General features: G+C 66.3%; 17 protein-coding genes and 1 tRNA gene. 10 read left to right on the top strand and 8 right to left on the bottom strand.

Annotation, left to right across the window (positions count from 1 at the left end):
- The first annotated feature begins 91 nt into the window (after positions 1-91).
- Positions 92-2110 (top strand): site-specific DNA-methyltransferase, encoded by a 2019-nt coding sequence (locus DID99_RS21200; protein WP_124667512.1) that lies wholly within the window; start codon positions 92-94, stop codon positions 2108-2110.
- Positions 2110-5145, top strand: coding sequence for a type III restriction-modification system endonuclease (locus tag DID99_RS21195; RefSeq protein ID WP_124486780.1), 3036 nt, complete (start codon positions 2110-2112; stop codon positions 5143-5145). Before DID99_RS21200 ends, DID99_RS21195 begins: the two co-directional genes overlap by 1 nt.
- Before the next feature lie 259 nt (positions 5146-5404).
- On the opposite strand, the gene DID99_RS21190 is transcribed toward DID99_RS21195, so the two are convergent.
- The 5 genes from DID99_RS21190 to egtB all read right to left on the bottom strand — a co-directional run bounded on the left by DID99_RS21190 (position 5405) and on the right by egtB (position 9157).
- Complete coding sequence (locus tag DID99_RS21190; RefSeq protein ID WP_124667511.1) at positions 5405-5794, bottom strand: hypothetical protein; 390 nt, start codon at positions 5792-5794, stop codon at positions 5405-5407.
- Positions 5795-6016: 222 nt separating this feature from the next.
- Complete coding sequence (locus tag DID99_RS21185; protein WP_124667510.1) at positions 6017-6271, bottom strand: hypothetical protein; 255 nt, start codon at positions 6269-6271, stop codon at positions 6017-6019.
- Positions 6272-6327: 56 nt separating this feature from the next.
- Positions 6328-6630, bottom strand: coding sequence for a hypothetical protein (locus tag DID99_RS21180; protein WP_124667509.1), 303 nt, complete (start codon positions 6628-6630; stop codon positions 6328-6330).
- 282 nt (positions 6631-6912) lie between these two features.
- Positions 6913-7926: an L-histidine N(alpha)-methyltransferase gene (gene egtD, locus DID99_RS21175; protein WP_124667508.1), complete on the bottom strand. Its 1014-nt coding sequence runs from the start codon at positions 7924-7926 to the stop codon at positions 6913-6915.
- Positions 7910-9157 carry an ergothioneine biosynthesis protein EgtB gene (egtB, locus tag DID99_RS21170; RefSeq protein WP_124667507.1) on the bottom strand — a complete coding sequence of 416 codons (1248 nt, stop codon included), beginning with the start codon at positions 9155-9157 and terminating at the stop codon, positions 7910-7912. The genes egtD and egtB overlap by 17 nt, the downstream gene beginning before the upstream one ends.
- 586 nt (positions 9158-9743) lie before the next feature.
- Between egtB and DID99_RS21165 the strand changes: the two genes are divergently transcribed.
- Entirely contained in the window at positions 9744-10220 is a 477-nt protein-coding gene (locus DID99_RS21165) for a carboxymuconolactone decarboxylase family protein (RefSeq protein WP_124667506.1), read from the top strand.
- Positions 10220-11101 carry a sigma-70 family RNA polymerase sigma factor gene (locus tag DID99_RS21160; protein WP_124667505.1) on the top strand — a complete coding sequence of 294 codons (882 nt, stop codon included), beginning with the start codon at positions 10220-10222 and terminating at the stop codon, positions 11099-11101. The genes DID99_RS21165 and DID99_RS21160 overlap by 1 nt, the downstream gene beginning before the upstream one ends.
- Positions 11102-11337: 236 nt before the next feature.
- On the opposite strand, the gene DID99_RS21155 is transcribed toward DID99_RS21160, so the two are convergent.
- Positions 11338-11414: transfer RNA gene (locus tag DID99_RS21155), tRNA-Val, on the bottom strand.
- Between the two features lie 356 nt (positions 11415-11770).
- Between DID99_RS21155 and DID99_RS21150 the strand changes: the two genes are divergently transcribed.
- The 4 genes from DID99_RS21150 to DID99_RS21135 all read left to right on the top strand — a co-directional run bounded on the left by DID99_RS21150 (position 11771) and on the right by DID99_RS21135 (position 15548).
- A complete protein-coding gene (locus tag DID99_RS21150; RefSeq protein WP_044845175.1) occupies positions 11771-12706 on the top strand; it encodes a glycosyltransferase family 2 protein in 936 nt (311 codons plus the stop codon).
- 138 nt (positions 12707-12844) lie between these two features.
- Entirely contained in the window at positions 12845-14353 is a 1509-nt protein-coding gene (locus DID99_RS21145; protein ID WP_260428108.1) for a hypothetical protein, read from the top strand.
- A gap of 71 nt (positions 14354-14424) precedes the next feature.
- Complete coding sequence (locus DID99_RS21140; protein WP_124571523.1) at positions 14425-15213, top strand: bifunctional 2-polyprenyl-6-hydroxyphenol methylase/3-demethylubiquinol 3-O-methyltransferase UbiG; 789 nt, start codon at positions 14425-14427, stop codon at positions 15211-15213.
- On the top strand, positions 15210-15548 hold the full coding sequence (locus DID99_RS21135) for an EamA family transporter (RefSeq protein ID WP_124486771.1): 339 nt from the start codon (positions 15210-15212) through the stop codon (positions 15546-15548). The genes DID99_RS21140 and DID99_RS21135 overlap by 4 nt, the downstream gene beginning before the upstream one ends.
- Before the next feature lie 1091 nt (positions 15549-16639).
- Here DID99_RS21135 and DID99_RS21130 read toward each other — a convergent pair.
- Positions 16640-17401, bottom strand: coding sequence for an anti-sigma factor (locus DID99_RS21130; protein WP_124571524.1), 762 nt, complete (start codon positions 17399-17401; stop codon positions 16640-16642).
- On the bottom strand, positions 17398-17916 hold the full coding sequence (locus tag DID99_RS21125; RefSeq protein ID WP_124520413.1) for a sigma-70 family RNA polymerase sigma factor: 519 nt from the start codon (positions 17914-17916) through the stop codon (positions 17398-17400). The genes DID99_RS21130 and DID99_RS21125 overlap by 4 nt, the downstream gene beginning before the upstream one ends.
- Before the next feature lie 158 nt (positions 17917-18074).
- On the opposite strand from DID99_RS21125, the gene DID99_RS21120 reads away from it, so the two are divergent.
- Together DID99_RS21120 and DID99_RS21115 are read left to right on the top strand one after the other, a co-directional pair.
- Positions 18075-19163: a catalase family peroxidase gene (locus DID99_RS21120; RefSeq protein ID WP_124667504.1), complete on the top strand. Its 1089-nt coding sequence runs from the start codon at positions 18075-18077 to the stop codon at positions 19161-19163.
- Positions 19160-19693, top strand: a complete 534-nt coding sequence (locus tag DID99_RS21115; RefSeq protein ID WP_124486767.1) for a cytochrome b — start codon at positions 19160-19162, stop codon at positions 19691-19693. Before DID99_RS21120 ends, DID99_RS21115 begins: the two co-directional genes overlap by 4 nt.
- The last annotated feature ends 428 nt before the right edge of the window (positions 19694-20121 follow it).

The raw sequence follows: 20121 nt of genomic DNA, 5'->3' as shown, positions 1-20121 counted from the left end.
CGACTCGCTAGCGTTTCGGGTTTGCCCGGGTGGCCATTGCCGCCGGTGCCGTGAGTGCGCCCGACGTCCTGGCGCACGCGGCCGGGCTCCGATGGAAAAAACGATGCAGAAACTCGATGCGGCGAGCCCGCAGGCGATGTCGACGGATTTCACCGCCGACAACGTCGCGCGCCTGAAGGCGCTGTTCCCCGAACTCGTGACCGAAGGCCCGGACGGCGCGTCGGTCGACGTCGACGTGCTCAAGGCGCTGGTCGGCGAGCGCACCGTCGGCGACGCCGACGAGCGCTACGGCTTCCACTGGCACGGCAAGCGCAGCGCGCGCCAGGCCGCGCTCACGCCGTCGACGGGCACGCTGCGTCCGTGCCCTGCCGACAGCGTCGCATGGGACGACACGCGCCACCTCGTGATCGAGGGCGACAACCTCGACGTGATGAAGCTGCTGCACAAGAGCTACGCGGGCAAGGTGAAGCTCGTCTACATCGACCCGCCGTACAACACCGGCAGCGATTTCGTCTATCCGGACGACTTCAGCGACAGCATCCGCCACTACCTGGCGATGACGGGCCAGACCGAAGGCGGCGTGAAGCGCAGCACCAACACCGAGGCGAACGGCCGGTTCCACACCGACTGGCTGAACATGATGTATCCGCGCCTGAAGCTCGCGCACGCGCTGCTGTCGGACGAAGGGCTGATTGCCGTGCACATCGACGAGCACGAGGTGCATGCGCTCGTGCTGATGCTGCGCGAGATCTTCGGCGAGGAGAACGAGCTCGGCGTCGCCGTGTGGGACAAGCGCAACCCGAAGGGCGATGCGCGCGGCGTCGCGTACCAGCACGAATCGCTGGTGCTGTTCGCGCGCAACGCCGAGACGCTGCTCGAGCAGGCGCCGCTGAAGCGCCCGAAGCGCAACGCGCAGCGCATGCTGGATGCCGCGCACGACGCGGTGTACCGCAGCGGCAACGCGAAGGACGCGCAGAAGGCCTACCGCGCGTGGATGAAGGCGCAGACCAACCTGTCGGGCGGCGAGGTGATGTACGACCGGCTGTCGGCCGACGGGCGTGTGTACCGCCTCGTGTCGATGGCGTGGCCGAACAAGAAGAAGGCACCGGACGAGTATTTCACGCCGCTGATCCACCCGGTCACCGGCAAGCCGTGCGCGATGCCGGCGCGCGGCTGGCGCAACCCGCCCGCGACGATGCAGGCGCTGATCGAGCGCGGCCAGATCGAATTCGGTCCGGATGAAACCACGCAGCCGCAGCGGATCTACTACCTCGACGAGAACATGTACGAGAACGTGCCGTCGGTGCTGCCGTTCGCCGGCTCCGACGACGCGCTGCTGAAGACGCTCGGCATCCCGTTCGACCAGCCGAAGCCGGTCGATTTCGCGGCGGCCGTGATCGGCTGGTGCACGCGCGGCGACGACATCGTGCTCGACTGCTTCGCCGGCTCCGGCTCGACCGGCCATGCGGTGATGCAGGTGAACGCGACCGACGGCGGCGCGCGCCGCTACATCCTCGTGCAACTGCCCGAGGCGCTCGACCGCCGCGACAAAACACAGCTCGCGGCCGCCGATTTCTGCGCGAAGCTGAAGAAGCCGCTGACGCTCGCGGAAATCACGAAGGAACGCCTGCGCCGCGCCGCGCAGCAGGTCGCACGCGACTACCCGGAAAGCTATGGCGACCTCGGTTTCCGCGTGTACCGGCTCGATACGACCAACGTGATCGAATGGGATCCGCGCCGCGACGACTTCGACCACGCGCTGTTCGCCTCCGTCGAGCACGTGAAGACCGGCCGCAGCGAGGACGACCTGCTCGCCGAACTCACGTTGAAGCTCGGCCTCGATCTGTGCACGCCGGTCGAGCATCACCCGGTCGCGGGCAAGACCGTGCACCTGATCGGCCGCTCGATCGTCGCGTGCTTCGACGCGCGCATCGCGCGCGACGACGCGGGCCCGCTCGCCGACGGCATCGTCGAGCTGCTCGACGCGACGGGTGCCACGCGCGACGTCACGTGCCTGTTCCGCGACAGCGGCTTCGTCGACGACGTCGCGAAGCTCAATCTCGCCGCGCTGCTCGAACAGCACGGCGTGAAGCGCGTGCGGAGCCTGTGATGCGGCTGCATTTCGAAGCGGATCTCGACTACCAGCGCGAGGCGATCGACGCCGTCTGCGACCTGTTTCGCGGCCAGGAATCGTATCGCGGCGACTTCAGCGTGCTCGCGAACGCCGCGCCCGGCACGACGGCCGCGGCGCAAGGCTCGCTCGGCTTCGCGGTGTCGGAGCAAGGTGTCGGCAACCGGCTGTCGCTGACCGACGACGCGCTCGCGCGCAATCTCGCCGACGTCCAGCTGCGCGGCGGGCTGCCGCCGTCCGGCCAGCCCGGCTCGCGCGACTTCACCGTCGAGATGGAGACCGGCACGGGCAAGACCTACGTGTACCTGCGCACGATCTTCGAGCTGAACCGCCGCTACGGCTTCACGAAGTTCGTGATCGTCGTGCCGTCGATCGCGATCAAGGAAGGTGTGCACAAGACGCTCTCGATCACCGAGGATCATTTCCGCGCGCTGTACGCGGGCGTGCCGTACGACTACTTCCTGTACGACTCCGCGAAGCTCGGCCAGGTGCGCCACTTCGCGGCGAGCGCGGCGATCCAGATCATGGTGATGACGGTCGCCGCGATCAACAAGAAAGAGATCAACAACCTCTATAAAGACAGCGAGAAGACCGGCGGCGAGAAGCCGATCGACCTGATCCGCGCGACGCGGCCGATCGTGATCGTCGACGAGCCGCAAAGTGTCGACGGCGGGCTCGAGGGGCGCGGGCGCGAAGCGCTCGCCGCGATGGCGCCGCTCTGCACGCTGCGCTATTCGGCCACGCACGTCGACCGCCACCACATGGTGTACCGGCTCGATGCGGTCGACGCGTACGAACGCAAGCTCGTCAAGCAGATCGAGATCGCGTCGGCGATCGTCGAGGATGCGCACAACAAGCCTTACGTGCGGCTCGTCGGCGTGTCGAACCGGCGCGGCGCGATCAGCGCGCGCATCGAGCTCGACGTCGCGACCGCGGCCGGCGTGAAGCGCCAGATCGTGACGGCCACCGACGGCGACGATCTCGAGCGCCTGACCAGGCGCGCGTTGTACGCGGGGCTGCGGATCGGTGAAGTGCATGCGGTGAAGGGCGCCGAGTACGTCGAGCTGCGCCATCCGGAAGGCGAGGCGTTCCTGTCGCTCGGCGAGGCATTCGGCGACATCGACACGCTCGCCGTGCAGCGCGAGATGATCCGCCGCACGATCCGCGAGCATCTCGACAAGGAATTGCGCCTGGCCGAGCGCGGCGTGAAGGTGCTGTCGCTGTTCTTCGTCGATTCGGTCGAACGCTATCGCCGCTACGACGAGAACGGGATGCCGGTGAAGGGCGACTACGCGCTGATCTTCGAAGAGGAATATGCGCGCGCGGCGCGTGTGCCGGCCTATCGTGCGCTGTTCGACGGCGTCGACGTCGCGCTCGAAGTCGAGCGCGCGCACAACGGTTACTTCTCGATCGACCGCAAGGGCGGCTGGACCGACACGAGCGAAAGCAGCGCCGCGGCCCGCGAGAACGCGGAGCGCGCGTACGGCCTCATCATGCGCGAGAAGGAAGCGCTGCTGTCGTTCGACACGCCGCTGAAGTTCATCTTCTCGCACTCGGCGCTGAAGGAAGGCTGGGACAACCCGAACGTGTTCCAGATCTGCACGCTGCGCGACATCCAGACCGAGCGCGAGCGTCGCCAGACGCTCGGCCGCGGGCTGCGCCTCGCCGTCGACCAGGACGGCGAACGCGTGCGCGATCCGGGCGTAAACACGCTCACCGTGATCGCGACCGAGCGCTACGAGTCGTTCGCGGAGAACCTGCAGAAGGAAATCGAGGCCGATACGGGCATCCGTTTCGGGATCGTCGAGGAACACCAGTTCGCGGCGCTGCCGGTGCAGGAAGGCGACGGGCCCGCGCATGCGCTCGGCATCGAGCTGTCGCGCGTGCTGTGGACCCATCTGCACGAGCAGGGCTACGTCGACGCGCAGGGCAAGGTGCTCGACCGGCTGAAGGATGCGCTGCGCCAGAGCGCGCTCGTGCTGCCCGCGGCGTTCGAGACGCTGCGCGCGCCGATCGTCGCGACGCTGCGCAAGCTGTCGGGCCGCTTCGCGGTGCGCAATGCGGACGAGCGGCGCGCGATCGCGTTGCGGCGCGACGCGTCGGGCAAGGCCGTCGTGTTCGGCGACGACTTCCGCGCGCTGTGGGACCGCATCCGCCATCGCACCGTGTACAGCGTCGAGTTCGACAACGCGAAGCTCGTGCGCGACTGCACGGCCGCGCTGCGCGACGCGCCGGACATCGCGCGCGCGCGGCTGCAGTGGCGCAAGGCCGAGATCGACATCGGCAAGGCCGGCATCGAGGCGATCGAGGTGGCCGGCGCCGGCACGGTGCTGATCGACGAAGGCGAGCTGCCGCTGCCCGACCTGCTCACCGAACTGCAGGACCGCACGCAGCTCACGCGCCGCTCGCTCGCGACGATCCTGGCCGACAGCGGCCGGCTCGACGATTTCCGCGTGAATCCGCAGCAGTTCATCGCGCTGGCCGCCGATGCGATCAACCGCTGCAAGCGGCTCGCGCTGGTTGCCGGCATCGCGTACCGGAAGCTCGGCGAACGCCACGTGCATGCGCTCGAGTCGTTCGAGAGCGAGGCGCTGACCGGTTATCTGCGCAACCTGCGGCCGGATGCGCGGAAGTCGATCCACGAGGCCGTCGTGTGCGAGACCGACGCCGAGCGCGCGTTCGCCGATGCGCTCGAAGCACACGACGGCGTGAAGCTGTACGCGAAGCTGCCCGCATGGTTCCGCGTGCCGACGCCGCTCGGCAGCTATCACCCCGACTGGGCCGTGCTCGCGGAGCAGGATGGCGGCGAGCGGCTGTACTTCGTCGTCGATACGCCGAATGCCGACGGCGACGTGACGAGCGAGCACGAGCGCGCGAAGCTCGCGTGCGGCGAAGCGCATTTCCGGGCGCTGGTGGACGGCGGGGCGGCCGCGCGGTTCGTGCGCGTCAGGCAGGCCGACGCGTTGTTCGAGCCTGTTGCAGCCGTCGCGCCGCTGGCGGGCGCGGGGCGCTGAAACGAAGGGCGGCGACGAGCCGCCCTTTTTTCATGGCGCGGGCCGCGGCGCTGCTGCGATGCCCGCGTATGGGGAGCGAATCCGCCTGTCATTCGCGTGAAAGCGGTTCGTATTCTGGCGCGTTCGTGCGTGCGGTTACGGCTGGTTGCAAATCGGGGTCGATGCGCGACGAGCAACGCGACACACCGCGGCGCCCCTTGGTCCGCTGGCAATGAAAAAGGGCGCCGAAGCGCCCTCCTGCCGCATGCGTGCGCCGCGCTTACAGCGTGTGACCGAATGCGTTCCGATGCGCGTGGCGCGTGGACTTCGATGCATGGGCGGTGTGCCCGTGCGAGCGCCCGTGACCGCTGCCCGGCTGCGCGCCGGCACGATCGGCGATCGAATCGGAGCGGTCGGCTGCGCGCGACAGGCCCTTGTCGCGGTCGCCCGCGTGCATGCCGTTCGAGTTGCTCAGCGCTTCACCGCTCATGTGGCCGGCGGACATGCCGCCCGCATTGGCACCCATGCCGCCCATCCCGCCGGCACCATGGCCGCCGCCGTTGCCACCACCACCGCCACCACCATTGCCGCCGCCCGCCGCCTGCGCGGAAACGGCGCCGAGTGCGAGCAGCGCAGCTGCGAGCACGGACAGATATCGTTGCGTTTTCATTGTTTGCTCCCTGGAGCGCGTTCGAGTGACTGCATTCTAGGTACGCGCGCGCTTCGTGCGGCGCGGCGTTGTAAATGATCGTAACGGCGCGCGCGGCGCGGTTTCGTCGGATCAATCCGGCGGCGTTCGGCACGCTTGATGAACCGGCCGGTCGGCCGCCAGCCGACAAGGGAAATGAAAGGCGGAGACGGCGCGATCGCGCCGTTCCGCCGGTGGCTACGCTTACTGCGCCGGCTGCACGCCCTGCGCTGCGGCCTTGCGCTGCGCGGCCAGTTCCTGCTCGTGTTTCTTCGCCATGTGGCGGCCCACGATACAGCCGCCGACCGCGCCGACCACGGCGTGATGTCCCGCGTAGTGGCCGGCGACGCCGCCCACCACCGCGCCCTTCATGCAGCCCGCCGCGTGCGCGCTGCCGATCGTTGCGAGCGCGACGACGGCGGCCGCCACGCTATACCTGATGTGTCGAATGGGCATCATGCGATCACACTCCTCTCGTCGTCGTGCTCGGTGTCCTCATGAACCGGTGGCCCGGTTCAGTTCCAGCGGCCGCGCCAGCCGTCGCCGTCACGCCAGCCGCGCTCGCGCCACTCGTGCTCGCGCCATTCACGACGGCGCCATTCATGTTCGCGCCATTGACGCTCACGCCAGTCGTCATCGCGATAGTAGCCAACCGGCGCGTACGTCACCGGCGGCGGCGCGACGTAGACCGGCGCCGGCGCTGCATAGACGCCCGGCACGCCGATGCCGACCGCCAGGTCGACGTGGGCCGATGCGACGCCCGAAGCTGCCAGCGCCGCTACGCCGAGAACTGCACCGAGAATAAGTTTCTTGCTCATTTCGCGACTCCCTGCACGTGTCGTGCGTCATGTGACTACGGTTCGGAGTCTAGGCACCACGGGCGGACACAGGTGAAACCGGTGTGCGAGACCGGTAACGGACGTTTACGGAGGGGCGGGAAGCCTTGCGGGACAAGGGCGACGAGCGATTCGACACGCCGTTGCAACGACGCATCGAATCGGGAGAGTCGGGAAATTGTGCCGGCGCGCGGGCCGGCGACGCAGACCGCATGCGTCCCGCGCGCACGCCGTGCGAGCGGTTCGCGACGACTCGCGACGACGTTACGCGCGGATATCGTCGACGCTGCGCAGCCAGTGCACGCTGAACAGGTGGTCCGCGTCGGTCCACACGGTGTCGGGCTCGAAGCCCGCACGCCGCGCGATCGCCTGGAAGCCGTCGATCGTGAACTTGTACGAGTTCTCCGTGTGGATGCGTTCGCCGGCCTCGAAGCGGAACGCGTGGCCGCGCACGTGCACCGTCTGCGCGATATCGCTAACGAGATGCATCTCGATGCGCTGCAGCTCACGGTCGTAGAACGCGCAATGCGAGAACGCGTCGAGATCGAAATCCGCGCCGAGTTCCGCGTTCGCGCGGGCGAGCAGGTTCAGGTTGAACTGGGCGGTCACGCCCTGCGCGTCGTTGTACGCGTGATGCAGCGTGCGTTCGTCCTTCACGAGATCCGCACCGACCAGCAGGCCGCCGCCGCGCAACAGCCGCGCGGCGTCGCGCAGGAACGTATCGGCTTCCTCCGGCGAGAAGTTGCCGATCGTCGAGCCGGGAAAGAAGCCGATGCGCCGGCGTGGCGTGCCGGTCAGCTCGGCGAGCTGCTCGGCCTTCGTGTAGTCGGCCGCGAGCGGCGCGACGTCGAGCCACGGATACGCGGCACGCAGCCGCGCGGCCGCGCCGTGCAGGTAGTCGGCCGAGATGTCGATCGGCACGTAGCGCGCCGGCGCGTTCGCGTAGTTGTCCGCGCACGCGTCGAGCAGCACGCGGATCTTCTCGAGCGAGCCCGCGCCGAATTCGACGATGTCCGCATGCGGGCCGACGCGCCGCACGATCTCGGCCGCGCGATCGCGCAGGATCCCGAGTTCGGTACGCGTCGGGTAATACTCCGGCAGTTCGCAGATGCGATCGAACAGCGCGGAGCCGGCCGCATCGTAGAAGTATTTCGGCGGAATGCTGCGCGGCGTGCGCGACAGCCCGTCGATCAGGTCGCGCTCGAACGCGCTCGGCCGCGCATCGCGGGCGGGTTGCAGGCCACCGCTCGTGGCCGTCAGATCAGACGTCTCGCGCAAGTCGCACTCCCGTGAATTGCCAGCGCGCGGCCGGCGGAAAGAAATTGCGGTACGTCGGCCGTTCGTGCCCCGGCGGGGTCGCGATGCTGCTGCCGCGCAGGACCTGCTGGCCGACCATGAACTTGCCGTTGTATTCCGCGGCGACGCCTGCGAGCGGCCGAAAGCCCGGATACGGCTCGTAGGACGAACGCGTCCACTGCCATACGTGCCCGAGCATCTGCGCGATGCCATCCGCGCCGAACGCGGCCTCCCATTCGAATTCCGTCGGCAGGCGTGCGCCGGCCCATTCCGCATACGCCGCCGCCTCGTAGAAGCTCACGTGACACACGGGCGCATCGGGCGCGAGTGGCTCCACGCCGTGCAGGCCGAACGCGCGCCAGGCGTGTGCGGCTGCCGGATCACCGTCGTCGCCGGGAATCCAGTACGCGGGCCCTTGCCACCCTTCCCGCTGCACCGTCGCCCAGCCGTCGGACAGCCAGTATTCGGGGCGTGCATAGCCGCCGTCCGCGATGAAGGCCGCGAAATCGGCGTTCGTCACGAGGCGGTTCGCGATCTCGCACGGACGCACGAGCGCCGTATGGCGCGGCCGTTCGTTGTCGAACGAGAACGCGGCGCCATCGTGGCCGATCTCGACGAGCCCGCCCGGCTGATGCAGCCAGCGCAACGGGCCGGCATCGCCCGCGGCCAGGGCGGCGTGCCCGGCGTGCCCGGCGTGAGCATTGGCGCCGCTGCGCGGCCGGAACGCGGGCTTCAGCGGGTTGCACGAGAACGCATGCAGCATGTCCGTGACGATCAGTTCCTGATGCTGCTGTTCGTGATGCAGGCCGAGCTCGATCTCGGGCGCGATCGTGGCGAGCAACGCCGGATCGGCACCGTCGAGCGCGCGCAGCATCGCATCGTCGACGTACTGCCGGTACGCGTGCACCTCATCGAGCGACGGACGCGTGAGCAGCCCGCGCTGCGGCCGCGGATGGCGGGGGCCGAGCGCTTCGTAATAGGAATTGAAGAGGAACTGGAACGCGTCGTCGAACGGCGCGTAGCCGCGCACGCGGCGCATCAGTACGACGGTTTCGAAAAACCAGGTCGTATGCGCGAGATGCCATTTCACCGGACTCGCGTCGGGCATCGACTGCACGGCCTGGTCTTCGGCGGACAGCGTCGCGGTCAACGCGATGCTATGGGCGCGCACGTCCTGGTAACGGCGCTGAAGCTGGGATGCAAGGAGGCTCATCGGTTTACCGTTCACGTCGCGATTCGCTGCGTTGCGTTGCCGGAAAAAGGAAAGCCTTGCGCTGGGATGCGCGCGGCTGACGTGCGACCTTCATTGCTGCGTCGTCGGGCAGCCGGCGCGCGAGCCGGGCCGCTGGTGCGGCGTGACTTCATCTACCCGTGCAGAACAGTATGGGCCAGAAATGTGAACGTCGCGAATCGGATTTCGGGTGAAACGAGCGCGAAAGAAAAATGAAAGCATCGACCATGCGCGGAGCGGCGGCGTGACGAACCGTCGATGCCCGTCATGAGGGGGGCTCGGAGGGTGAACGCAATGTGCATGCCCGCGGGTTCGCCATGCCGACGCCTCATGACATCCACACCGGCGTCATGAAAGAACGGATGACACGGGTTCGCCACGCGAGCGGCGCCATGGAATCGAAATCGGCACGGGTCCGCGCGGCGGTGTCGCGGACCTCGACACCGCCGTTCAACCGCTCTGCCCTTCGCGCGCTTCCCGGCTTTTGAAAATTTTTTTGCGTCGATGTCACAGGCGCGCAGGGCTCGCTCGTCATATCGCCGGAACCCACACGAAAGGAGAAGGAACCATGACTGCGAAACTCAATCCGTTCGCCGCCGCGCCCGCAATGATGAAGAACTGGATGGCCGTCTCGGTCGCCGCTGCCGGGAGCCTCGAGCCGACGCTGATCGAGCTGGTCAAGATCCGCGCGTCGCAAATCAATGCGTGCGCAAACTGCCTTAACATGCACACCGTCGAGGCGCGCGAGCAAGGCGAGACCGAGCAGCGCATCAACCTGCTGGCCGCATGGCGTGAAGCGCCCTGCTACACCGACCGCGAACGCGCGGCGCTCGGCTGGACCGACGCGCTCACGCGGCTGTCGGAAGGCCACGGCGCGCACGAGGCCGCGTATGCGGCGCTGAACGACCACTTCAGCCAGGAGGAACAGGTGAAACTCACGGTGATGATCAACGTGATCAACGGCTGGAACCGGCTGGCCGTCGGCTTCGGGCTGTGGATCGATCCGGCCGACGCGAAGGCCGCCGCCGCGAAGATGGTGGCGTGATGACCCACCTCGATCCGGCCGCCGGCAGCGCCGCTGAACGCGCCGACGCAGCGGCGAGCTTCGACCCGCTGCGTCGCACGCTGATGCGCGTCGCGTACCGGATGCTCGGTTCCGTCGCCGACGCCGAGGACATGGTGCAGGAGGCGTTCATCCGCTGGATGGACGTCGATCGCACCGAGGTGCGCGTGCCCGAGGCGTTCCTGCGCCGCATGGTGATGCGCATGTGCCTCGACCAGCTCAAGTCCGCGCGGCACCAGCGCGAGACCTACATCGGCCCGTGGCTGCCCGAGCCGGTCGTCGAGGAAGATGAACAGGAGGACGTCACGCTGCCGCTGATGCTCGCGCTCGAACGGTTGTCGCCGCTCGAACGTGCGGCGTTCCTGCTGCACGACGTGTTCGGCCTCGCGTTCGACGAGATCGCGACGACGATCCAGCGCGACCCGGCCGCCTGCCGGCAGCTCGCCGCGCGGGCGCGCACGCATGTGCGCGAGGCGCGGCCGAGGTTTCATGTCGAGAAGCAGCGCGGGATCGAGCTGGCCGAGGCGTTTTTCGCGGCGTCGCGCAGCGGCGACATGCGCGCGCTCGGCGCGATGCTCGCCGAGGACGTGAGCCTGCATTCGGACGGCGGCGGCAAGCGCACGGCCGCGGTCAAGCCGGTGTTCGGCTTCGAGCGCGTGATGAAGGTGCACGCGTACCTCGCCGAGCTGTTCGCCACGCATGCGTCGAAGCTCGTGCGCGCGGGGTTCGTCAACGGGCTGCCGGGGTTCGTCACACTGGAAGCGGATGGCGAGCTGCAGACGACGGCTCTCGAGATCGAGGGCGGGAAGGTCGTCGCGATCTATGTCGTGCGGAATCCTGACAAGTTGAGGCATCTGCATTGAGGGGTGGCGGATGGGCGCTTTGCGCCCGCTTCCCCTGCTCTGCGTTCTGCTTTGCCGGCTGCCGGCTGCCGGCTGCTTGTTGCGCGTGGATCGCACACGCTGCATCGGCACGCGCATGCGAAGTTTCGGCCGCAAAAAGAAAAACGCCACGCGATGTTGCCGCGTGGCGTTTGTATGTTGGCGAGCCGGATTGCCTGTAGGCAATGCGAGCTGCCAGACCCCTTCATTTTGTTCGTTGGTAGGCTCGATTGGATTCGAACCAACGACCCCCACCATGTCAAGGTGGTGCTCTAACCAACTGAGCTACGAGCCTAAGAAGCCGCGAATTATAGAGAGGGTTTTGGAGGTGCGCAAGCCCCTTCGTGAAAATTTTTTGAATCGGGGAGGATGCGTTGGGGGATCGTCCGGCGCTCGAGCGCAGACCGCAATCGCATCCGGGTTCATCCTCACTGCGACGTCTCACCGGGCCCGGGTACGTTCCGTCATAATGGATTCGTCGCGAATCCGGGGCCGGGGGTTGCGAACGACAATCAAGAGCAGGAACCGGCCCGATCCGGTCACGGGGAACAGGCGCGCGCGATGCACGATCCGCGCGCCACCTTGCATGAACCAGTAGCACCTCGTGACGACGGCAGACCGCAACGTACGCGTAACGATATCGGGGTGGGTATGGTCGCGCTCAATCTGGTAATTCCCTGCTTCAACGAAGAAGCCGTGTTGCCGGAAACCGTACGCCGGCTCACGATCCTGCTTGATCAGCTTACCCGCGACGGCATCATTGACGGCGCGAGCGGCGTGACCTTCGTCGACGACGGTTCGCACGACCGGACCTGGTCCCTCATCGAAGGCTTCCATGCCGCTGATCCACGTATCCACGGCCTCAAGCTGTCGCGCAACCACGGGCACCAGAACGCATTGCTTGCCGGGCTCATGAGAGTCAACGGCGACGTGCTGATCAGTCTCGACGCCGATCTCCAGGACGACCTCGACGCGATTCCGCGCATGCTGCGCGAATACCAGTCCGGCGCCGAGATCGTATTCGGCGTGCGGCAGCGTCGTGACAGCGACGGCTTCTTCAAGCGCGTCAGCGCGCGCGGCTACTACCGGCTGCTGCGCCGCTTCGGCGTCGACATCTTGCCGGATCACGCGGACTTCCGCCTGATGAGCCGCCGGGCGATCGAAGAATTGCGCGGCTTCCGCGAGGTCAACCTGTTCCTGCGCGGCATCGTGCCGCTGCTGGGCTTCCGTACCGCGATCGTCCGGTACGACCGGCAGCCGCGCTTCGCCGGCGAAAGCAAGTACCCATTGGCGAGGATGATCCTGCTCGCGTCGGACGGTGTCGCGTCGTTTTCGACGAAGCCGCTGCAATGGAGCGCGTACGTTGGCGCGCTGCTCGCGCTGGCCTCGACCGTGTTCGGCATCTGGGCGCTGTCGATCCGGCTGTTCACCGACCGTTCGGTGCCCGGTTGGGCGTCCACCGTGATCCCGATGTACTTTCTCGGCGGCCTGCAGTTGCTGTTCCTCGGCGTAATCGGCGGCTATGTCGCGAAGATCTATTCGGAGACGAAGCAGCGCCCGCGCTTCATCGTCGAGAAGACGCTATGACGGGCCATCGGTCCTGTCGCGCAACGACCCGGTGCCAGGCCGGCGGCGGTCTCTCACGCGGGGGCTCGTGCAATGGATGACAGCACGGTAAGCGGCCGCTTGCCGCGTGCGTGGCCATATCGCACAGCCGATCGCACGTTGCGCGCATTGTTCGTTGCGACGGTCGCCGCCGCCGGCCTGCTGTTCTGGCTCGCGCCGCACCCGCCGATGGTCGATCTTCCGCAGCATGCGGCGCAGGTCGCCACGCTGCGCGACCTGCTGCGCGGCCAGTCGCCATGGGCGCCATTGCTGCGGATCAATCTGTTTACGCCCTACCTGCTCGGCTATGGCGCGGCAGCGCTGCTTTCGTTCGTGATGCCCGTCGCGGCTGCGTTCAAGGTCATGCTGACCCTGTCGTTCTATGGTTTCGTCGCCGCGTACCTCGCGCTGCGCCGGCGTCTCGGTACGGACCCGCGCCTCGACTGGCTGTGCGTGCCCGGATTCTTCGGCTTCGCGTACGAGTTCGGTTTCTACTCGTACCTCGTCGCCGTACCGGTCGCGATGATTTTCCTGGCGCTCGCGCTCGACTATGCCGGGCGGCCGACAGCCCGTCGCGGCGCAATGCTGGTGCTCGTGAATCTCGCGCTGTTTTTCTCGCACGGACTACTCTTCGTGTTCGCGAACGCGATCGGCGTGCTGTTCCTGCTCGTGCGCCTGCGCACGACCAGCATGTTGCCGCGCGTGCTGCTCGCCTCGTGGCCGTATGCGATCCTCGCCTCCGTCACCGTGCTGTACGCGGCGTTGCATCGTGACGTCGATCTGACGCCGATGTATCCGTTTACCGTGATGTGGGGGATCAGCCCGGTCGTGCGCGTGTTCGCGGCCGTGCTCTATCCGTGGGGTGTCGCCGGCGACAGCCGTTCGCTGCTGGCATTCCTGCTGATCGCTGCCGCACCGTTCGTGATGGCATCGAAACCGAACCGGCAGGTCGCCGCCTATGTACCGGCAATCATCGTGACCATCGTCTGGTTTACCGTGCCGCTGTTCGCGATCAACACGTTTTTCCTGTATCCGCGCTTTGCGCTGTTCCTGTTTCCATTTTATGCGCTGATGTTCCGCGCGCCCGCACCAATGGAACCCGGCCGGCGAATGCCGCAGCTCGCGCTGATGACGCAGCTGCTCCTTGCCGTGGTCTGCGCCGGTTTCATCGTTCAGCAAGGTGTCCGCGCGCTGCGCTTCGCCGACGAGAGCGCTGATTTCGACGTGGTTGCCAACGCGATCGAACCCGCACAGCGCGGCCTTGCGATCATCGTCGACAGGACGAGCCCGGGTGCCGGCAACCCGTATGCCTACGAGAACTTCGCGCTCTGGTATCAGGCCGAGCACCGCGGATTCGTCGATTTCAATGCCGCGCGGTTCCCGCCGCAGATCGTCCGCTTTCGGCTCGACCGGCTGCCCGGTGTCGGGCCGTCCGACGTCTCGCCGCTGCCGCTGTACCGGCACTTCGACTGGCAGCGGCACCAAGGGCGCCTGTACCGGTATTTCTTCGTTCGCGCCGAGACACCGCTTCCGGACACGTTTTTCGCCAATCCGGACTGTTGCGTCGTGCGCGTGAAGACGGCGGGCGAATGGTCGGTGTACGAGAAACAGGCTTGTCGAGGCGATTGATTGCACTGCGTCGCATGCGGTGCGATGCGTCGCGCCACGTCGTGCACCGATCGCGCCATCGGGAGATTGCGATGTCACCTGGATTCATCGCGGACGATACGCCGCGCTCGTATGACGAGATCTTCTACCGATACCAGCGCGAGGGATCGGCGCGGTCGGCGCATGGCGTGCTGCCCGGCGTCAACGCGCTGCTGAAGCCTGCGAGTATCCTCGACGTCGGTTGCGGTGCCGGAGCATGGCTCAGCGTGCATCGCCAGCTCGGCGTGCAGGACATCACCGGCATCGACGGCGACTATGTCGATCGTTCGATGCTGATGGTCGACCCCGCCGATTTCGTACCGGCCGATATTTCGAAGCGCTTCGATCTCGGGCGATCGTTCGATCTCGTCCAGTGCCTCGAAGTCGGCGAGCACGTGCCAAAGGCATCCAGCGAGGCACTCGTCGACAATCTCGTCCGGCACGGCAAGCGCGTGCTGTTTTCCGCCGCCGTGCCTGGCCAGGGCGGCGAGAACCACATCAACGAACAGCGCTACGAATTCTGGCGCGACCTGTTCGCGCGCCACGGCTACCAGCTGTTCGATTTCGTCCGGCCGATGATCGCCACGGACATGCGCATCGAGCCGTGGTACCGCTACAACCTGCTCTTTTTCGCTGCCGCCGACGAAGCGGAGCGGCTGCCGGACGCGATCGGACAACACCGCGTCGACAGCCGTTCGGGCATACCGGACGTGTCGCCGCCCGGCTACAAGGTGCGCAAGTTGCTGCTGCGCTGGTTGCCGGTGCGCGTGAAAACCGGCATCGCCATGCTGAAGAGCCGGATGGTCGCCAACCAATTGAAGCGCCACGAGGAACACCGGTGAAACTGTCCGTCTACGTGCTCATTCTGGCCGGCGTGTTCCTCGCGGCAACCGGCCAGGTCGCGTTCAAGATCGGTGCCGACGGCCGCCATGCATTGACTGAATTCATCAATGCGTGGGTCGCGCTCGGGTTGCTCTGCTACGGCGCAGGCACGGTGCTCTGGATCTTCGCTTTGAGCAAGACCGGGCTCACCGTCGTGTATCCGTTTACCGCGCTTACGTTCGTGCTCGTCTTTCTGGCCGGAATCGTGTTCTTCGGCGAGCGTGTGTCGTACGCGCAATGGGGAGGCGTCGCGATGATCCTCGGCGGGCTGTATCTGATCGCCATGGTTCGATAGCGGGCGGACTGATGCCGCAACTTATCCACAGCGCGCTATGGATAACCGTCCGGCAAGCCTCTGGATTCACAGTGGAACGTTTGAGGATATGTCGACGCGACTGTGAATCGACGGAAAGTTGTTCTGTGATGCACAGCGATTTTCCTGTGCATCGCCTGTGGTTATGCATTCCACTTCATGCTGAAAATTCAGGGCGTTACGGAAGTTATCCACTGTGAGGCCGCGGGCTTGTTAACTATCACTACGTATATATACGAACTCTGTTAACACCTTTGGATAAGCACAGTCCGCCGACTGTGATCCGGGCGGGATATGCACTGCGTGCGGTGGATGGATCAAGCGAAGCCGAAGCCGGTGACCGCTCGAACGCTCGTATCGGTAGAATCGCCAGGGTTCGGGATCGTTGTCGGTTCAAGGGCGAGCGATTCAACGTGAAGTTCGATCCCGACGATCGATGAACGCTCCCGTCAATGAGATGCTGGTGATGGATATTGCTGGCTGCGTCGTGGGTGCTCATGACCGATGCGGCTGCACAAGGATCCGTTATGACAACCACGCCACCGTCGTACGACATGACGGACGACACGACGCTGGAGTCCGTGCGGCCGTGGCGCCCGATTGTCGCGTGTGGACAACCGGCACGCAAAACAATCAGGAACGCTGTGTGCCCCCTCGGGAACACATTGATTCGAAGCGCTCACGCGCATGCGAACAACCCGTGAGCGGCCGAATCGAAATCCTGTGTACCAGCTCGACGAGGGCGATGTGGATATCGCGACCCAAAGACACTCGAAATGCTGTGCGGGCCGAAGGTGAGTGATTCAACCAGAGACGGCATGCCGAGCCGCTGGGGCCGATGCGGATATCCTGCGTCCAGAAGACGCCAAACCCTGTGACGTCGGAACCGAAGAGGGTCTACCCATCCGGGAACGCACCGCGACGAGGTTCGCGGTGTGGACAACCACCACGAAAGCGAATTTAAACGCTGTGGCCCCGAACGGTGAACGTGCGTGCTTTCAGGCTTGTCGAACCGCATCGGACGGACCGCAGTCAGCGCACAACGGCCACCAACGGAGAGCGTATCGTCCAGCTCAAATCTGCTGATCGAGCGCTTTCACGACCGCGTGCTCACCAAGACTATCCACAGGCCCGACCACCGCATAGTTGAGCCCATTCACCGACCCATACCGCGCCAGTAACGACCCATCCACGCGTTGCCCGGCCGGCAGCAGCCGATGTTGCGATTCCGCGGGCCGGAGATAGAAGCTCAGCGTCCGCCCGGCGTCGTCCTCATAGAGCACCATCGCGGCCGTGGCCCCACTGTCCGTCGTAAACAACCGCCCGCCGACCGGCCTGAACCCCGCCGCACTCAAATCCGGCAGCCTGGCCGATGCCCCCACGCGCCGGGTGAGCCACGTCTGCAAATCCTTCGCACCCGTCGGCCGGAAATCCACCTTCGCGGCCTGATCGACCACCATCATCCGGTAAGCCTCGACCGCATCGCTCATCGGCGCAATCGGCGGCGCCGCGTTCCACCCACGCGCCTGCCACCCGCCAAACGTCCCGAGCCCGATACAGAACACGAACGACGCCGCCATCGCGAACCGCACCCGCGAGCGCTCCGCACGCTTCGCACGAATCGCCGCCGGATCCAGCGCAGGATTCTCGCCGGGCATCCGCACGCCTTCGAGCGCGGCCCGCAACCGCTGCGCATCCTGCTGCCAGTGCTTCACCTGTTCCGCGCTCTCCGGATGCAGCGCGAGATATCGCTCGACCGCGGCGCGCGCATCGTCGTCGAGCTGGCCGTCGACATAGGCCTGGAGATCGTGTTCGTCGGGACGGAGCGTATTCATTTCATCAAACGGAGAGAAGGAGCGGGAAGCTCGCCGTCGCTGAGCTGGCGCAGCGCCTGGCGGGCGCGGGAGAGTCGCGACATCACGGTGCCGATCGGCACATCGAGCAGGTCGGCGACTTCCCGATACGTGAAGCCCTCGACCGCGACGAGCAGCAGCAGGCTGCGCTGCTCGTCGGACAAACGGCCGAACGCTTCGAGCGTCGCGCGCGCGGCCACCTCGCGTTCGGCGGACGGCCAGTGCGCTTCGTCGTCGTCGCGAATGCGGCCGAGCAGCCACGCATAGCGCTTCGCGCTGCGTTTGCCGTCGAGAAACTGCCGGTAAAGGATCGTGAAGAGCCAGCTGCGCAGCGACGCGTCGTCGCGGCGGCTCGCCCAGCGCGACAGCGCACGCTCGAGCGTCGACTGGACGAGATCGTCGGCCGCGTGGACATCACGTGCCAGCCAGAGCGCGAAGCGTCGCAGCCTGGGGATGAGTTCGCGTAATGCGTCGTCGTCGGGGGCGTTTGAGGGCATGGCCGGGGGCGCGAGCCGATAAGCGTGGAGATGCCGCGTAGGACGCCGGTCGGCGCCGCTTATTCCGTCAGCATACGAAAAATTTCTTCATGGAATAAAGCGGCGCGGGTGGCGTCCTACACGCGTTCGACAATGATCTGACGATCGGGAGTGCATCCATGAAGCAATCATCCTCTTCTTCACCGCCGCGCGAGCCTGGGCGCGGATGGTGGCGCTGGGCCGTGATCGGCGGCGCGGTGGCCGGCGTGGCCGTGGCGTTCGGGTATGTCGGCGGCTGGCTCGCGCCGGCGCGTCTGACCCCGCACCGGCTCGTCGACGCGCTGCAGACGGCCGGCGGCGAGCATCCGGGTTTCCGGCGCAATCACGCGAAGGGCGTGTGCGTGACCGGTTACTTCGAAGGTAACGGCGCCGCGAGCGCATATTCGGTCGCGCCGTTCTTCAAGGCGGTGCGCACGCCGGTGGTCGGCCGCTTTGCGCTGCCGGGCGGGAATCCGTATGCGCCCGACAGCAGCGTGCCGATCCGCAGTCTCGCGCTGAAGCTCACCGCACCGGACGGCCAGCAATGGCGGACCGGGATGAACGCGATGCCGGTGTTTCCGGTGGCGACGCCGAAGGCGTTCTACGCGCAACTGCTCGCGACGCAACCGGATCCGGCGACGGGCAAGCCCGATCCGGCAAAGGTGAAGGCGTTTTTCGGCGCACATCCGGAGACGGCCGCGTTCCGCGCCTGGGTGAAGGGTGCGAAGCCGAGCGCGAGCTACGTCACCGAAAGCTATTACGGGCTGAACGCGTTCTACTTCGTCGACGCGGCCGGCAAGCGCCAGGCGGTGCGGTGGCGCGTCGTGCCGGAGCAGACGGCGGGCGCCGGGGACGTCGCGACGGCCGCGGATCCGAACGTGTTGCAGCAGGACCTGACGCGGCGCATCGCGGACGGCGCGCAGAAGTGGAAGCTGCTGGTCACGCTGGCGGAACCCGGCGACCCGGTGGACGACGCGACGAAGACCTGGCCTGCGCAGCGGATGACGATCGACGCGGGCACGCTCGTGCTCGATCGCGTGGAGCCGCAGGACAGCGGGCCGTGCCGGGACGTGAATTACGACCCGACGGTGCTGCCGCAGGGGATTCAGGTGTCGGGGGATCCGTTGCTGGCGGCGCGGTCGGCGGCTTATGCGGATTCGTATCTGCGCAGGACGAGTGAAGAGGCCGGCGTGGCCGGCGCGGCGCGATTGAGTGCGGAGGGACGATGATGAAGGCTGCTACGACGTTTGGCTTGCCGGCGAGGCTGCTGCATTGGGTGATGGCCGCGATGATCCTCGCGATGCTGTTCATCGGGGTAGGGATGGTGGCGTCGGTTTCCGGGCGGCACGATTTCCTGGTGGCGTTGCACAAGCCGCTGGGGATTGCCGTGCTGGTGCTGGTGTGTGTGCGGATCGTGGTGCGGCTGTCGTCGAAGCCGCCGGCGTTGCCTGAGGATTTGCCTTGGTGGCAGAAGGTTGCCGCGCATGGGTCGCATCTGGTGCTGTATGCGCTGATGCTGGCGATGCCGCTGATCGGGTGGGCGATGCTGTCGGCTGGCGGGTATCCGGTGACCTTGGGCGGCGGCGTGCAGTTGCCGGCGATCGTTGCGGCTGATCCGGTTGCGTTCGCCTGGCTCCGGGTCGCGCATCGCGTGCTGGCCTATCTGTTCTTCTTGACGTTCCTCGCGCACTTCGCGGCGGCGCTGTATCACGGACTGATTCGACGGGACGGCGTGGTGAGGGCGATGGTTGGGCGGTAATCGACGGAAGGTTGAGTTCGCTGCGGCGGGGCGGTTCACGGGCGACCGAGGCTGCTCTTGCCGTGCCGCTTATATATAACCAATGGGGAGGCTCACCGGTCCTCGGCACTGCACGTCAAAAATATTTCACAAAAGGGGTTGCGGAGACCGGGGCAGGTGCTTAGAATCACGCCTCTTTCGCGCTAACGGAAACGCAGCGCGGGGGAAGAAGGGAAGCGGTGCTGTTGAAGTCGGTTTTATCGACTCCAGTGCATACGAAATTAAACCGCAGTCGTCGCAACGAAGAAAAAGTTGTTGACGAGTTTTAAAAAACGGTTGATAATCTCGCTTCTCTGCTGCTGAAAACGCAGTGCTGCTGAGAAAGCCTCCGGGTCCTCGCAGAAATGCTCTTTAAAAATTAACAGCCGATAAGTGTGGGCGCTTGATGG

Source organism: Burkholderia sp. Bp8986 (genome assembly GCF_003854225.1).
Taxonomy (GTDB): domain Bacteria; phylum Pseudomonadota; class Gammaproteobacteria; order Burkholderiales; family Burkholderiaceae; genus Burkholderia.
This window is presented reverse-complemented; position numbering and strand designations above follow the sequence as displayed.